The sequence below is a fragment of the Steroidobacter sp. genome, from assembly GCF_016790065.1.
Classification (GTDB): domain Bacteria; phylum Pseudomonadota; class Gammaproteobacteria; order Steroidobacterales; family Steroidobacteraceae; genus Steroidobacter.
The window spans coordinates 1-15,383 of sequence record NZ_JAEUPY010000424.1; the positions used below are offsets into that span (position 1 = coordinate 1).

The 15,383-nt window shown below is 61.1% G+C and carries 10 protein-coding genes; 5 read left to right on the plus strand and 5 right to left on the minus strand.

The annotated features are described in order from the left end of the window. Nucleotides 1-66: 66 nt before the first annotated feature. From JNL55_RS17560 to JNL55_RS17575, 4 genes are all read right to left on the minus strand, one after another. Nucleotides 67-1,545 (minus strand): sensor histidine kinase, encoded by a 1,479-nt coding sequence (locus tag JNL55_RS17560; protein ID WP_293856371.1) that lies wholly within the window; start codon nt 1,543-1,545, stop codon nt 67-69. A gap of 43 nt (nt 1,546-1,588) precedes the next feature. Continuing rightward, nucleotides 1,589-2,260, minus strand: a complete 672-nt coding sequence (locus tag JNL55_RS17565) for a response regulator transcription factor (protein WP_293856374.1) — start codon at nt 2,258-2,260, stop codon at nt 1,589-1,591. A 94-nt stretch (nt 2,261-2,354) separates the two neighbouring features. After that, nucleotides 2,355-3,857: a DegQ family serine endoprotease gene (locus tag JNL55_RS17570; protein WP_293856377.1), complete on the minus strand. Its 1,503-nt coding sequence runs from the start codon at nt 3,855-3,857 to the stop codon at nt 2,355-2,357. A gap of 82 nt (nt 3,858-3,939) precedes the next feature. Beyond that, nucleotides 3,940-4,617: a YceH family protein gene (locus tag JNL55_RS17575; protein ID WP_293856380.1), complete on the minus strand. Its 678-nt coding sequence runs from the start codon at nt 4,615-4,617 to the stop codon at nt 3,940-3,942. Nucleotides 4,618-4,771: 154 nt separating this feature from the next. Between JNL55_RS17575 and JNL55_RS17580 the strand changes: the two genes are divergently transcribed. From JNL55_RS17580 to JNL55_RS17600, 5 genes are all read left to right on the plus strand, one after another. Beyond that, on the plus strand, nt 4,772-8,764 hold the full coding sequence (locus JNL55_RS17580; RefSeq protein ID WP_415923101.1) for a DUF3683 domain-containing protein: 3,993 nt from the start codon (nt 4,772-4,774) through the stop codon (nt 8,762-8,764). A gap of 460 nt (nt 8,765-9,224) precedes the next feature. Beyond that, the gene (locus JNL55_RS17585; RefSeq protein ID WP_293856386.1) at nt 9,225-10,100 is read left to right on the plus strand and encodes a dienelactone hydrolase family protein; all 876 of its coding nucleotides are present in this window, start codon (nt 9,225-9,227) and stop codon (nt 10,098-10,100) included. 166 nt (nt 10,101-10,266) lie between these two features. Beyond that, nucleotides 10,267-11,331 (plus strand): D-2-hydroxyacid dehydrogenase, encoded by a 1,065-nt coding sequence (locus JNL55_RS17590; RefSeq protein ID WP_293856389.1) that lies wholly within the window; start codon nt 10,267-10,269, stop codon nt 11,329-11,331. Nucleotides 11,332-11,442: 111 nt separating this feature from the next. After that, a complete protein-coding gene (locus JNL55_RS17595; protein WP_293856392.1) occupies nt 11,443-13,710 on the plus strand; it encodes a VTT domain-containing protein in 2,268 nt (755 codons plus the stop codon). Next, on the plus strand, nt 13,682-14,467 hold the full coding sequence (locus JNL55_RS17600; RefSeq protein WP_293856395.1) for an endonuclease/exonuclease/phosphatase family protein: 786 nt from the start codon (nt 13,682-13,684) through the stop codon (nt 14,465-14,467). Before JNL55_RS17595 ends, JNL55_RS17600 begins: the two co-directional genes overlap by 29 nt. Nucleotides 14,468-14,509: 42 nt before the next feature. Here the strand turns inward: JNL55_RS17600 and JNL55_RS17605 are convergent, their stop codons facing one another. Continuing rightward, complete coding sequence (locus tag JNL55_RS17605) at nt 14,510-15,220, minus strand: hypothetical protein (RefSeq protein ID WP_293856398.1); 711 nt, start codon at nt 15,218-15,220, stop codon at nt 14,510-14,512. Between the last annotated feature and the right edge of the window lie 163 nt (nt 15,221-15,383).

Consider the following 15,383-nt stretch of genomic DNA (forward strand, 5'->3'; position numbering starts at 1 on the left):
GAACAATTTCACCTGGACCAGTTCGCTCACTCGCACCGAAACCGGCAACGGGGCGTGCGAATTGTTTTATGTGGAGTCGCTGGAAAGACGCTGAGCGTGCACCGGTAACACGCACCGGACCAACAGGCCGGGACGGTTGTCGAGCAGCTCGATGCTGGCACGATGCAACCGCATCACCGCGGCCACCAGGCTGAGACCCAAGCCGCTGCCGACTTGATCGCGGTCGCGTTCCAGCCGCACGAACGGCTGCAGAATACGAGTGCGATCCAATTCCGGAATGCCCGGACCGTTGTCGGCCACCGTCAAGGTCACTGCGTCGCCGAGGGTGAGCACGCCCGCTTCGACTTTGCCGCCTTCGGGCACGTACTTGATCGCGTTCTCCAACAGATTCACCACCGCTTGTGCCAGCAGTTGGCGATTGCCATGCACTGACGCAGCGCTGTCGCCTCGGTACTCGAGGCTGATGTTTCTATTGCCGGCTTCGGGCTGATACAACTCCACCAACTCTTGCGCGAGTGCGGCGACATCGACATCTTCGGTCGGTACGTCACGACCGCGACCGTCGGTTTGCGCGATTTGTAGCAGCGTGCCTAAGGTCCGTTGCACTCGATCCAGTTCGGCGAGCGTCGCTTCCATGGTCTCGCGAACGTTGTCGGCCAGGCCTTCGTGCTGCAACGTCTCTTCAATTCGCACGCGCGCGCGATACAGCGGTGCGCGTAAATCATGAGCGGCGCTGTCGAAGGTCGTGCGCAGCGTTTCGGTCTGTTGCTCGATGGTCTCCAGCATGCGATTGACCGCGGTGGCGAGCGCATCGAATTCATCGTGCGCGGCTTCAACCGGCAGTCGTCGCGACAAGTTGCCGGCCATGATGGATTCACAAGTGGCCGCGACCGCGCGCACGCGACGACGAATGCGGCGGCTGTAACTCAAGCCGAACAACGTCGCCAACAACACGCTGGCGCCCACGCCCCAGAACATCGCCGTGCGTAACCGAGACGCGAGTCGGCTGCGATCCAGAATGTCCGTACCGACCAGCAACCAACGATTGCCGGGCAAGCGAATGATTTGCGCACGCACCGGGTGTGAGACGGAGCCGCCGGCTTCGCTGGCGTCGATTTCGAATTCCACCCAATCGTTGTAACGGCTCACGACCTGCGGCCAACGCGCGAGGTTGCCGGCAATCGGAAAGCCGTTGTTCTCGACGAGTAGATACACCGCGCCGGTGCGACCCCAACCGTCGGCACGACGATGCAACGTGGCGACCAGTTGCAACAGACCGCCGCGCGAATAGTCATCGACCAGATTGTTGACTTCGGAATTGATGACCGCGTCGACTTCGTTGTCGAGCACGCGAGCGGTCAGGAAATAAACCGCGGTGAGCACCAGCGTGACGCCGGCGGCAAAGATCAGAATGAACAGCATCGCCAGCCGCGACGTGGCCAGTCGCATGCGCGGTCGCGGGCTCGTCATCGGCCCGCCGGCGTCCGGCTTGCCGGAGTCGGTCATGCGTTCGCTGCTTTGAGGGATCGTGGCAATGGCGGCCATTCTAGCCACCGGGCCTGCGGGCGGGGACTATTCTTTGCGCACCCTACTCTTTCAAAACGTAGCCGGCGCCGCGCACGGTATGGATCAGCGGCCGGGAAAAACCTTTGTCGACGGCATTGCGCAGGCGGCTCATATGCACGTCGGTGATGTTGGTCTGCGGGTCGAAGTGCAGGTTCCAGACATTTTCCAGCAGCATGGTGCGGGTCACCACCTGGCCGGGCCGGCGCATCAGGAACTCCAGCAGCTGGAACTCCTTGGTGGTCAGATCGATGTTCTGGCCGGCGCGCGCTACTTTGCGAGCCAACAGATCCAGTTCCAGATCCGCCACTTTGAGCCGGCTGGATTCGGCCAGCGCCGAGCCGCGACGGCTCAGCGCTTCGATGCGCGCGAGCAGTTCGGCGAAGGCGAAAGGTTTGGTGAGGTAGTCGTCGCCGCCGGCCTTGAGGCCGTGCACGCGATCGTCGACCGTGCCCAGCGCGGACAGGATCAATACCGGGGTGCGATCGTTGCGCTCGCGCAAGGTGGTGATGATGGTCAACCCGTCCACATGCGGCAGCTGACGGTCGGCGATCACCACGTCGTAATGACGTTGCGTGGCTTTCTCCAGGCCGTCGCGCCCGTCCGGACTGTGATCGACGCTATAGCCGCTGTCGCGCAGGCTCTTGATCAGATATTCAGCGGCCTGCAGATCGTCTTCGATGAGCAGTAATTTCATGCGCGTAACCGGTGAGCTGACCGACGAAGGCAGCGGAGGGGATGGCCGAGGAGAAGATTCTGCCATTCGTCGATCACTCACCATAGCTACATTCTTAGCCGATGCGCACCGGCACGAAGATCTGCGCGCTGTCGCGTTCGATCAGCAGGGCCACGATCTTGCCCTTGGTCTTACGCGCCGCGACCTTCAAATCGTCCAGCGACTTCACCGGGCGGCCGTTGACGCCGAGGATGATGTCGCCCCGCTGCACGCCGGCAGCGGCGGCCGGGCCGTCCGAGTCTTCGACCACCAGGTCGCCGTCGGTCTCGACCTGCGCCTTTTCCTGCTTCTGCAGCGGGCGCACGACCAGGCCAAGCTTGGCGGTCTCGTCGGCTTCCGCGCTCTCGCGATTGGCGACCTTGGTGCCTTTCTCGACGATCTCGACCGGCTTCGCGCTCAGGCGCTTGATGCCGCCCTCACGCCACACATCGAGGTCCACCGAGCTGCCGGGCTTCTTGGAAGCGATCAGCCCCGGCAATTGCGAGGAGGTTTCGATCTCGGTGCCGTCGACTTTCAAGATCACGTCGCCAGCCTTGATGCCGGCCTTCGCGCCCGGGCCATCGTCTTCGACCATGCCGACCAGCGCGCCTTTGGGCCGGTCGAGGCCGAACGACTCGGCCAGCTGTGCATTCACATCCTGGATGGACACACCGATGCGACTGCGAGTGACGCGGCCGTTGGAGACCAACTGCTGCTGCACGTTGCTGGCCACATCGATGGGGATGGCGAACGACAAGCCCATGTAACCGCCGTTGCGGCTATAGATCTGCGAGTTGATGCCGACCACTTCGCCGTTGAGATTGAACAACGGGCCGCCGGAGTTACCCGGATTCACCGCCACGTCGGTCTGGATGAAGGGCGCGTAGTTGCTGCCGGGCATGGAGCGCGAGGTGGCGCTGACGATGCCGGCGGTGACGCTGTTCTCGAAGCCGAACGGCGAACCGATGGCGATCACCCACTCACCGGGGCGCAGCTTGGAAGCATCGCCGATCTTTACGGTGGGTAAGTTCTTGGCATCGATCTTCAACACGGCCACATCGGTGGCAGCATCGGAGCCGACCACTTTGGCGGTGTACTCGCGCCGGTCAGTGGTCTTCACTGTGACTTCATCGGCGTTCTCCACCACGTGCGCGTTGGTCAGGATGTAACCGTCGGCGCTGACGATGAAGCCCGAGCCTTCACCTCGCTGCGGCTGAGCCTGGCCGCCACGCTGGCCGGGCTGGCCGAAGCGACGGAAGAAATCGTAGAACGGATCGTTGGGCGACACGCCCGGTACTTCGCTCACCTGCTGCGTCTTGCCGACCACAGCGACGTTCACCACGGCGGCACCATAGTGTTCTACCAAGGAAGCGAAGTCGGGCAGGGCAGCGGCGATGTTGCGCGGTGAGGCGGTTGCAATCGCCGGTGGCGGAGTCGCGGCCGCGACCTGCTCAGGATTGGTTTCGGCGAAGCTGCCGGAGCACCCCGCGATGGCGATACCGAACAGCGCGGCGGCGGTGGCCACCGAAACTTTCGCGCGATTGAACGGAGCACGATTCATAGATTGTCTGACGAGCACGGAGGACTCCTCCCACGTAGGTTTCCAATGCATGCTGGTGAGACGCCCCATCGCCGCCAAAGTTTGCGGCGGGATCGCTCTATTACGGGGATTTAATGCTGGCGCGCAGCTCCTCCAATTCCTGTCGTAACACGGCGACTTGTTCTTCCAGGCTGAGAACGCGGGCTTGCAAGGAAGCGCGCGGCTCGCCGGTGCCGCCGTTTGGCTGCGGTTCAGTTTCAGCGTCCGCCGGTGACATCGGAATGAATTCCTGACCGCTGAACAAATGCGCAAAGCGCGAGTCACGGCGGCCGGCCTCGCGAGGCAATTGAGTGACGAATGGACCGTCAGGACGCGTGGCCAGGTCTTCCAGTGCCGAGTCGATTTCCGCGCCATCGCCGACCTGCGCCATGCGAGGCACTCGCGTGCGCAGTTCGCCAGGTGTTTGCGGCCCGCGTACCAACAGTTCGCAAATGATGGCCGTCTGCACCGGAGTGAACTCGAACGAACCAAAGCCGGTATTACAGAAGCGATGCTGATACTTGGGCACGCGGCTGCCGAAGCCGGACTTTTCCAACACCAGGTGTTTTTTCACCAGCCCCTCGACGCTGTCCTGCACGTCGCGCTCCTCCAGGCTCAGCACCGGATCGCGGTTGCTCTTTTGATTACAGGCGTTGGCCAGCGCGTTGAGCGACAGCGGATATTGATCGGGCGTGGTGATGGCCTTCTCGATCAAGCAGCCGATCAGCCGGGCTTCCAGAGCGGAGAGTTGCGTATTCATGGGCAGCGCCGGTGAGCCTTATGCAATTTGGTTTGGGGAATATAAAGGATTGGGCCGATTAGGAAATTGTGCCTGCATGGACCGGGCTGTTACCACTACAATCGGGCCCCAACCCTGACCCGGGCTGCTAAGCCGTCGTACTACATTGCGCAACCTGTCCCTACCGCTCACCGCCTTGGAGCCAGAGCCCGTTGCCACTGGGCCGGCCGCTCGTCTGCGCGAAATCCCCTACAACTACACCTCGTTCTCGGATCGCGAAATCGTGATTCGGCTGCTGGGTGAGCCACTGTGGGCCACCTTAGACGAGTTGCGTGGCGAGCGTCGCACCGGCCGTTCGGCGCGCATGCTGTACGAAGTGCTGGGCGACATCTGGGTGGTCCAGCGCAATCCGTACCTGCAGGACGACCTGGTCGACAATCCCAAGCGGCGCCGGCTGCTGATCGAAGCCTTGCAGCACCGGCTCAATGAAATCGAACGACGTCGCGATGTGTCCGAGCCGGATCGGGATCGCAAAGTCGGCGATCTGTTGCAGGCGGCGCGCCGCGCGGTGGAATCGTTCGCCAGCGACTTCGATCAGTTGATTCAACTTCGCAAACGCTCACGGCGCTTGCTCGAGCGCCATACGCGCGACGACAACATTCGTTTCGACGCTTTTGCTCGCGTTTCGCATGTGACGGACGCGACCGACTGGCGTATCGAATATCCGTTCCTCGTGTTGTCGCCGGACACCGAGGAAGAGATTCCCGCGCTGGTGCGAGCTTGTATCGAGCTTGGCCTCACCATCATTCCTCGTGGTGGCGGCACCGGTTATACCGGTGGTGCTATTCCGCTGACGCCGCTCTCGGCCGTCATCAACACCGAGAAATTGGAAACATTGGGCGAGATCGAGAGCATCGATGCGCCCGTCGACACGTCTGGCCCACAAGACGCTGACGCGCCGGGGCCGCATGTCGGTAAGGTCGCGACGATTTTCAGCGGCGCCGGTGTCGTGACTCGTCGCGTGTCTGACGCGGCTGAGCGCGCTGGCCTGGTATTCGCTGTTGATCCCACGTCTGCGGATGCTTCATGCATCGGCGGCAACGTCGCTATGAATGCCGGCGGCAAGAAGGCGGTGTTGTGGGGCACGGCCGTCGACAATCTGCTGTGGTGGCGGATGGTCGATCCCGACGGTAACTGGCTCGAAGTCACGCGCCTCGACCATAACCGCGGCAAGATTCACGACGTTGCAATGGCCAAGTTCGAATTGGTCTGGAAGGACGGTCGCGATAATCCGTCGCGGGCTCGCGTGTTGCGCACGGCTCGCGTCGATATCGAAGGTCGCAAGTTCCGCAAAGCCGGGTTGGGCAAGGACGTCACCGATAAATTCCTCGGCGGTTTGCCGGGCGTGCAGAAGGAAGGTTGCGACGGCGTGATTACGTCGGCGCGCTGGATTCTGCATCGGATGCCGAAGCACACGCGCACTGTGTGTTTGGAATTCTTCGGTCACGCGCGTCATGCGATTCCGTCCATCGTCGAGATCAAAACCTTTCTCGACAATGAAACACGCGTCAGTGGCGTGCAGCTGGCGGGTTTGGAACATCTCGACGAGCGCTATCTGCGTGCCGTCGGTTATGCGACCAAGTCCAAGCGCGGCGCTTTGCCCAAGATGGTGTTGCTCGGTGACATCGTTGGCGACAACGACGATGCCGTTGCTCGCGCTACATCTGAAGTCGTGCGCATCTCCAACAGCCGCGCGGGCGAAGGTTTCGTCGCGGTCAACCCGGACGCGCGCAAGAAGTTCTGGCTGGATCGGTCGCGCACGGCGGCCATCGCCAAACACACCAACGCCTTCAAGATCAATGAAGACGTGGTGATTCCGCTGGAGCGGATGGGCGACTACACCGATGCCATCGAGCGCATCAACATCGAGTTGTCGTTCGCCAACAAGATCAAAATGCTGCGGGAACTCCGGGACTTTTTCGAGACCGAGCTGCCGTTGGGCAAGGTCGACGATCCGGATCTGATCAGCGTGTCGCGCACCGAGTTGCTGGGCGACCGACAGATTCAAGCTCAACAGGTGATCGCCGATACGCTGGCGCGTTGGACGTATCTGGCCGAGCATCTCGATCAGCCGTTGAGCGAAGCGTTGCCGCAGCTGACGGCACTGGGTTTCGCGCCATTGCGTGGCGATTTCGAACGTCGTGTCGAACGTGAGCCCAACACTCGTATTTTCGACTTGGTGCAGGATCGGTCGCTGCGGACTTCGTGGAAGTCGGAAGTGCGCTCGCATCTGCGTCGCTTGTTCGTGGGCGGCGCGTGCTTGCCCATCCTCGAGGCGGTGGAAGTCATCCACAAACGAGTGCTCCGTGGACGCACTTGGGTCGCTCTGCACATGCATGCCGGCGACGGCAACGTGCACACCAATATTCCGGTGAACTCCGACGATTACGAGATGCTGCAAACGGCGAATCATGCCGTCGAACGCATCATGGCCATCGCGCGTAGCTTGAATGGCGTGATCTCGGGCGAGCACGGCATCGGTATCACCAAGCTGGAGTTCCTCACCGACGCCGAGACCGAGGAGTTTCGTCGTTATAAGGATCGCATCGATCCGGACGGGCGCTTCAACAAGGGCAAGCTGCTGCCGGGTGGCGATCTACGCAACGCGTACACGCCCAGCTTCAACTTGATGGGACACGAGTCCCTGATCATGCAGCAGTCCGATATCAATTCGATTTCGGATGCGATCAAGGACTGTTTGCGCTGTGGTAAGTGCAAGCCGGTGTGTGCGACTCACGTGCCGCGCGCGAACTTGTTGTACTCGCCCCGGAATAAGATTCTGGCGACGTCGCTGTTGATCGAAGCGTTCCTTTACGAAGAGCAGACGCGTCGTGGCGTGTCGCTGCGTCACTGGGATGAGTTCTCGGATGTCGCTGACCATTGCACGGTGTGTCACAAGTGCGAGAAGCCGTGCCCTGTAAACATCGACTTCGGCGATGTGTCCATGGCGATGCGAGATCTGCTCCGGCGGATGGGTAAGAAGCGGTTCAACGCGGGCACGGCGGCGTCCATGTTCTTTTTGAATGCGACCAATCCGCAGACGATCAAGTTCGCGCGTACTGCCATGCTGGAGTGGGGTTTCAAGGCTCAGCGCATGGCGAATCGTGCGTTCAAAGTAGTTGCGAATGCGCAGACGGCGCGGCCGCCTGCGACCACTGGCAAGCCGCCGGTGCGTGAGCAGGTCGTGCACTTCGTGAACAAGAAGATGCCGGGTGGGTTGCCGAAGAAGACGGCCAGAGCTTTGTTGGATATCGAGGATCGGCATTACGTGCCCATCATTCGAGATCCGGCGCGGACCACCAGCGATTCAGAAGCGGTGTTTTATTTTCCGGGTTGCGGGTCGGAGCGGTTGTTCTCGCAGGTCGGTCTCGCAACTCAGGCGATGCTGTGGAAGGTGGGCGTGCAGACGGTGTTGCCGCCGGGGTATCTGTGCTGCGGCTATCCCCAGCGGGGTGCCGGTCAGTTCGATAAGGCTGAGAAGATCATCACGGACAATCGAGTGTTGTTTCATCGCGTGGCGAACACGTTGAACTATCTCGATATCAAGACGGTGGTGGTGAGCTGCGGCACCTGTTTCGATCAGTTGCAGGGTTATAAATTCGACGAGATTTTCCCTGGCTGTCGGATCATCGATATTCACGAGTTCCTGATGGAGCGGAACGTCAGGCTCGAGGGTGTGACGGGTGTGCGCTACATGTATCACGACCCTTGTCATACGCCGATGAAGAGCTATGACCCGTTGAAGGTGGTCAATACGTTGATGAACGATGAGCTCAACGGCAAGGTCGAGAAGAATGATCGTTGCTGTGGTGAGTCTGGGACGTTTGCTGTGAGTCGGCCGGATGTGGCGACTCAGGTTCGGTTCCGGAAAGAAATCGAAATGCGGAAGGGCGCGGAGAAGCTTCGTGCTGATGGCTTCAAGGGCGACGTTAAGATTTTGACGTCGTGCCCTTCGTGTATGCAGGGGCTCAAGCGCTATAACGATGACGCTGACATGGATGCTGACTACATCGTTGTTGAGATTGCCAAGCATGTGCTCGGGGCTAACTGGTTGCCTGAGTATGTGCAGAAGGCCAACTCTGGCGGTATTGAGCGCGTGCTGGTTTGATTTAGTTTGATTTAGGAGGCGTTGGTGGCTCGCGCCGTCGGGAGGGGGATATGTCCTCCCGGCACCGCGACGCACGCCGTCGCATCGCTTCGCTCGCGCTATCGCGCGCGACGTTGCTGTACTTCCCTGTAGCTGCTAATGGACCAACATCCCTGTTGGATCCATTTGCCGGGAGGACATATCCCCCTCCCAACGGCGCCTACACGTCAGGTTAACTTTTAAACGTTCGGAACAGACGATTCCTGTCCCGGCCGGCGCCCACACGTCACAGTGATGGTTCAAGGCTCCCAGCGTTCGGAACAGACGGCTCCTGTCTCGGCCGGCGGCGGCTGTAAATTTCGCCGTGTTGAGCGCGCGGCAGCGAGCAACTCCGGCTCATCATCTTTCCATGCAAAACCTCTCCTCTTAGCCGGAGCGGCTGGCTACACTCGCTGCGCTCGACCAACGTACGGGGGAAGCCATGAGCCAGGATCTGCACACCGACATCGACAACGTTCTAGCTCGAGTCGAGCTGAACCGCCGTCACATGATGGCCAGCAGCCTCGCAGCGGCCGGTTTCGCGCTAGCGGTGCAACCGATCGGCGCAGCGACGGTGACCACCGACACAAACGGCATCGACGCCGGCGATGTAAAAATTCCCGTGGGCGACCAGACTATTCCCGGTTATAGAGCCCAGCCGGCGAAGGGTGGTCCCTTCCCAGTCATCCTGGTAGTGCAAGAAATCTTCGGCGTGCACGAACACATCAAGGACGTGTGTCGGCGCTTCGCCAAAGCGGGTTACTACGCCATTGCGCCGGAGATGTACTTCCGCCAGGGCGATGTTTCCAAGTTGAAGACCATCGACGAGATCCGCCCGATTGTCGCCAGAGTGCCTGACGCACAGGTCATGTCCGATCTCGACGCGGCCGTGGACTTTGCGCAGAAGTCAGGCAAGGGGGATGTGGCCAAGCTGGGTATCACGGGCTTCTGCTGGGGCGGCCGTATCGTGTGGTTGTATTCCGAGCACAGCAAGCAACTCAAAGCCGGCGTCGCCTGGTACGGAAGACTGGTCGGCGATCCGACCGAGAATCAGCCGAAACATCCGGTAAACATTGCCGCCGATCTCAACGCGCCGGTGCTGGGTCTCTACGGCGGCAAGGACCAGGGCATCCCGCTGGAGACTGTCGAGCAGATGCGCACGGCCTTGCAGAAGGCGAAGGTGCCGGCGGAGATCGTGGTGTATCCGGACGCGCCGCATGCTTTCTTTGCCGACTACCGGCCGTCGTTCGTCGAAGCCGACGCGAAGGATGCGTGGCAGAAAGCGCTGGCTTGGTTCAAGAAGAACGGCGTGGCGTAAATCGATGTCCTCGGTGCATCTTGCAGTCGAGGGCTGCGTGATACAAAGCTGAGTCAGCCACCGCCGGGCGTCGCCTGGCGGTCAATAATTAGTAGCAGGGGAGATTTCCTGGATGAATGGGCGCCGAGTTTTGCGGTCCGGGCTTTGGGCGGGTGCTTGTTTCGCGATGCTGTCGGCCTTGCCGGTCAGCGCGGCGGAGAAGTCTGCTGCGAATCTAATCGAGCACTACGGCCTGGAGCAGGCCGAGACGGCGGTCAAGGATCGCAAGGGATACCGCAAGCCCAAGCGCATTCTGGTCGGGGGTGTGGCTGGTCGGCTGGTGCCGGAATTCAAGGCGATTGCGCCGGACGTGGAATTCATCGTCGCGGGTACGCCCGAGGCGAAACAGAAAATCGCCAGCGTCGATGCGGTGCTCGGTTTCTGTAATGCCGAATTGTTGAGCGCCGGCAAAGCGATTCAATGGATTCAGCTCACCTCCGCGGGCGTCGAGACGTGCGTGTCCATTCCGGCGGTCAAGGAAAGAAACATCCTGGTGACCAACATGCAGCGAATCACCGGGCCCATCATCGCTGAGCATGTCATCGCCATGGCGTTGGCCTTCACTCGGGGGCTGGATATTTATATTCCGGCGCAGGCGCAGGGCAAGTGGTTGGATGGTTTGCCGCCGGGACGGGCTGCCGTGATCGAAGGCAAGACCATGTTGGTCGTCGGCCTCGGGGGCATCGGTACCGAAACGGCGAAGCGGGCGCATGCGTTGGGCATGAAAGTTACAGCGACGCGTGCAAGCGGCAGGACCGGGCCGGATTTTGTGAGTTACGTCGGCCTGCCGGACGAACTGACGAAGCTGGCGAGCGAAGCCGACTTCGTGGTGAACACTGCGCCGCTGACGCCGCAGACCCAAGGGATCTTCAATGCGGCGTTCTTCGGGAAGATGAAGCCCAGTGCGTACTTCATCAACATCGCACGGGGCGGCAGCGTCGTGACCAACGACTTGGTCGCTGCGCTCAACGGTAAAAAGATTGCGGGCGCCGCGCTGGACGTGACTGACCCTGAGCCGCTGCCGGCCGATCATCCGTTGTGGAAGGCGTCGAACATCATCATTACGCCGCACGTGGCGGCCGATTCCGACCTGGGTCAGGACGCGCAAGTATCGGTGGTGCGAGAGAATCTCAAGCGCTATGTGGCCGGCGATAAAATGCTGTCGGTGGTCGACGTAAGCCGCGGCTACTGACCGGGCCGGGCGCTTTTTTTAAGGTATCTTCGCGGCGGCCGGCGGAACCGGCCGCTCACTGCGAGCGTTTCGCCGACACCACCCCGTTTGGCGTTTTTTTCAAGCTCACCCATGTCCGCGCCCGCCGCTACTTCATCTTTGTTCCAGCCCGAGCGCAATTGCTGGCGGGTGGAAAAGGCGCAACGCGCGACTTTCGTGGTCGACGGCGACGACTATTTCCGGGCGTTCGTCGAGGCGGCGCGCGGTGCCAAACGGTCGATTCTGATTTCCGGCTGGGATTTCCATAGCCGCACGCGGCTGTTGTGCCGCGGGCCCAACGACTGCGAGCTGGAGCTGGGCGATTTTTTGAACGATCTGGCCCGGCGCAACCGGCACCTGCACATCCATATCCTGATCTGGGACTACCCGATGATTTTCGGTCTGGACCGGGAATGGGGGCCGATTTACGGCCTCGGCTGGCAGCCGCATCGGCGCGTGCATTTTCGGTACGACAACACGCATCCCATCGGCGGTTCGCATCACCAGAAAATCGTGGTGGTGGACGATGCGGTGGCCTTCAACGGCGGTATCGATCTGACCTGCCGGCGTTGGGACACCAATGCACACTCGCCGGATAACGAACATCGCAACGTCAAGGGCGCGGCTTACCCGCCGTTTCACGATTTGATGATGGCAGTCGAAGGCGATGCCGCCAGGGCGCTGGGCGATTTGGTCCGCGAGCGTTGGCGTAAGGCCACGGGTGACACGCTGCGACCGCCGGCCAAGCAACGTCGAGTGTTTCGTCGCAAAGCGGCCGCAGAGGAAATGAAGGTATCGCGCTGGCCGCAATCATTGCCGGTGCATCTGAGCGATGTGCCGATCGGCATCTCGCGCACGGAGCCTGCGATCAACGGCAGCAATGGCGTGCGAGAGATCGAAGCGCTGTACGTCGACATGATCGCGGCAGCCAAGAACAGTATCTACATCGAGAATCAGTACTTCACTGCCGACAAGGTGGGCGACGCGCTGGCGGCGCGGCTCGCTGAGCCCGACGGGCCCGAAGTGATTCTGGTGTTGCGTGAGTTGAGTCATGGTTGGTTGGAAGAGCTGACCATGCAGACGCTGCGCACGCGCTTGGTAAAGAAACTGCGAGACGCGGACCAGCACAATCGGTTTCGTCCGCTGTATCCGTTCATCACGGGCTTGAAGGAAGGCACTTGTATCGACGTGCACTCCAAAATGATTCTGATCGACGATGACATCGTGCGCATCGGTTCGGCCAATTTGGCGAATCGTTCCATGGGCCTGGATACCGAGTGCGATCTCACCATCGAGGCTCGCGGTCGTAAGGACGTGCAGGAAAAAATCTGCGGACTGCGTTCGCTGTTGCTGGCTGAGCATCTTGGTTGCGAAGTGAAGCAGGTGAGCGAGGCGGTGGCGACCGCTAGCAATTTGCGGGATGCCATCGATGCGCTGCGCACTGAGAACCGCACGCTCAAAGAACTGCAGGAACTGCCGCAGGTTTCGGAAACGTTGCTGAACGTCGTCAGCGTCGCCGATCCGGAAAAGCCGGTGGCGTTGGCCGACCTTGCGCAGATCTTCAGCGCCAGCACGGCAGAGACCAGCATGGCGAGCCAGGACGTTGCCGATGTGGTGCCGAAGGACTCGGAGCGCTGGGATCCACGCAGTGCTCGGACTGGCCCGTCATGGGGCAAGCTGGCAGGCGTCGCGTTGGTCTTGATTGCATTGACGGCGGTGTGGCAGTTCACGCCGCTCAACGAATATCTCGATGGCAATCGGGTCACCGCTTGGGCGCGCGAAGTCGGCAAGAGCTGGTGGGTGCCGATTCTGACGGTGCTGGCATTTACGCCGGCGTCGTATGTGATGTTTCCTAGACCGCTGATCACCTTGTTCGCGGTCATCGCTTACGGACCCATCTGGGGTTTCGTCATCGCCATGACCGGCATTCAAGTCGCCGCTTGGACGTCGTATGTGGCCGGCAGACGTCTCGATCCAGGCACGGTGCGACGCATGGCCGGTGCCAAGCTGGATAAGATTCTGCAAGTGTTGCGTCGTCGCGGCTTGCTCGCGATGACCGCGTTACGACTGGTGCCGCTCGCGCCGTTTGCGGTCGAAGGAGTGGTGGCCGGTGCGATTCGGATGCGTTTGTGGGAATTCTTGCTAGGGACAGCAATCGGCATCCTGCCAGGCACGCTCACGTCGACGGTGTTCGGCGATCAGCTGTCCACCTGGCTGGAAGATCCAGGCCGCATCAACTACTGGGCCATCGCCTTCGTGCTATTCCTATTGGGCGGGGCGAGCTGGTTCGTGCGGCGATGGCTGCTATCGTCGGCAGCGACATCCTCGCGACATGGCGTCAGCGACGCGCGAACTGTCTGAGGCCGACGTCCCGAGCGAGCCGGTCGAGGCACCCGCTCCAGGCGTGCGTCGTATTTCCATCGGCTCTTACAACATTCACAGTTGTGTCGGCATGGATCGCCGTTGCTCGCCGTCGCGCATCGCCGATGTGCTCAGGGAGCTCGACTGCGACATCTATGCTTTGCAGGAAGTCGACAACGAGCCGGGCGCAGAGGACGACTCGCAGCAGCTCGAATATTTATCCAAGGCCATGGAGATGGCGGCCGTTCCCGGTTTGCGCATCGTGCGACATAGCGGCGAATACGGGAATGCGTTGCTGACGCGCTTTCCGGTCAGCAGCGTGCATCGTCACGATTTGAGCTTTGGCAAATGGTTGGAGCCGCGCGGTGCGCTGGATGTGGAGCTGGATGTCGGCGGCCGTGCATTGCGCGTGATCGCTACTCACTTGGGATTGAGTCGCTCCGAGCGGCGCTTTCAGTGGCGCCAATTATTGGCGGCCATCAAAACGTCGCCGCCGGATCATCCAACCATCGTGCTGGGCGATATGAACGAATGGTTTCCGCACGCGGGCACGCTGCGAGATGCCCACAACATTCTGGGTCAGGCGCTGGCGCCGCCGGAGTTTCCATCGTTCTGGCCGTTTCTGGCGCTGACCAGAATCTGGGTGCGGCCGCTGGCTGCCATCGTTTCCATCAAGGTCCATAGCACGCCGCTGGCCAAGCGCGCGTCGGATCATCTGCCGTTGCGAGCTGAGATCGACGTCGAGCGTTTTGGCTAGGATACATGGATGTATCCCGCCGCGTCTGCGGCGAGTCGTCTCTCAGTGCGACGCCAAGATTCTTGATTTGCTGGCTTCGTACTGCTCTTCGGTGAGGACGCCCAACTCTCGCAAGCGATGATGCTCGCGCATCTCGTCGCGAAGGAATTGATGAGGCGGTTGCGGGCGCGCGGCTTTGGCGGCGTTGATGCTTTTGATCAGCTCGATGAAAAACTTCTTGCCGTCGCGAGCGCTGCCGATGGCGCCAGTCACGCTGACCAAGGTGACATCGCCATGCACACTGGTGAACTCCAGCGACTCGGTGGTGCGACGTAGAAACATCAACACCGAACCCAGCGCCGCGAGTAGCGCAACGACTGCCGTCAGCGGGGCGGGGCTCAACCAATCTGCAGCGCTGCCAGGCCAGAGCATCCACAGTGCGCACGTCGCCAATAGCGCGAGGCTGGTTGCCAGCGCCACCCAGAACCAAGCAATGTGACGCACCAATACCGGCTTGGCGTTGGCGAAGCGTAAATCGAAATCATATTTCTTGGGTTCGACGTCGGGCCGCGCCACCTGCACTTGCAGATAGTGCTCATCGAGCAATGCCAGTTGAGTGACGCAGCCACGCAACCGGCTGGCCAGCGAGTAGCTGAGCCGCGTCTTGCGATGGGGACGTTTCTTGGCTTGACCGGCGCTGTCGTCGTGCCCGGTTTCTAAAGAGATGTGTTCGGCGCGTGCGCGGACGGGGCGTGCTTGGGGCTCCTGCATCATCGTCTGGGCCACTGCGTTCACATCTGGACCTGAGAATCGAACGGTGCAGATGCTAGGACTGCGACGCGGGATGCTTACGAGAACGCCGTCACACTGGCGCAGTGTGACGACACCGCGCTACCTCAATTTGCGGGAGTCCCCGAGCGCCGGGGCACAAGTGTTA

Bases quoted from the DNA above. Each gene is read 5' to 3' on its own strand.
- JNL55_RS17560 (WP_293856371.1), bottom strand. From the start codon at position 1,545: ATGGCCGCCATTGCCACGATCCCTCAAAGCAGCGAACGCATGACCGAC.
- JNL55_RS17565 (WP_293856374.1), bottom strand. From the start codon at position 2,260: ATGAAATTACTGCTCATCGAAGACGATCTGCAGGCCGCTGAATATCTG.
- JNL55_RS17575 (WP_293856380.1), bottom strand. From the start codon at position 4,617: ATGAATACGCAACTCTCCGCTCTGGAAGCCCGGCTGATCGGCTGCTTG.
- JNL55_RS17585 (WP_293856386.1), top strand. From the start codon at position 9,225: ATGAGCCAGGATCTGCACACCGACATCGACAACGTTCTAGCTCGAGTC.
- JNL55_RS17590 (WP_293856389.1), top strand. From the start codon at position 10,267: ATGCTGTCGGCCTTGCCGGTCAGCGCGGCGGAGAAGTCTGCTGCGAAT.
- JNL55_RS17595 (WP_293856392.1), top strand. From the start codon at position 11,443: ATGTCCGCGCCCGCCGCTACTTCATCTTTGTTCCAGCCCGAGCGCAAT.
- JNL55_RS17600 (WP_293856395.1), top strand. From the start codon at position 13,682: ATGGCGTCAGCGACGCGCGAACTGTCTGAGGCCGACGTCCCGAGCGAG.
- JNL55_RS17605 (WP_293856398.1), bottom strand. From the start codon at position 15,220: ATGATGCAGGAGCCCCAAGCACGCCCCGTCCGCGCACGCGCCGAACAC.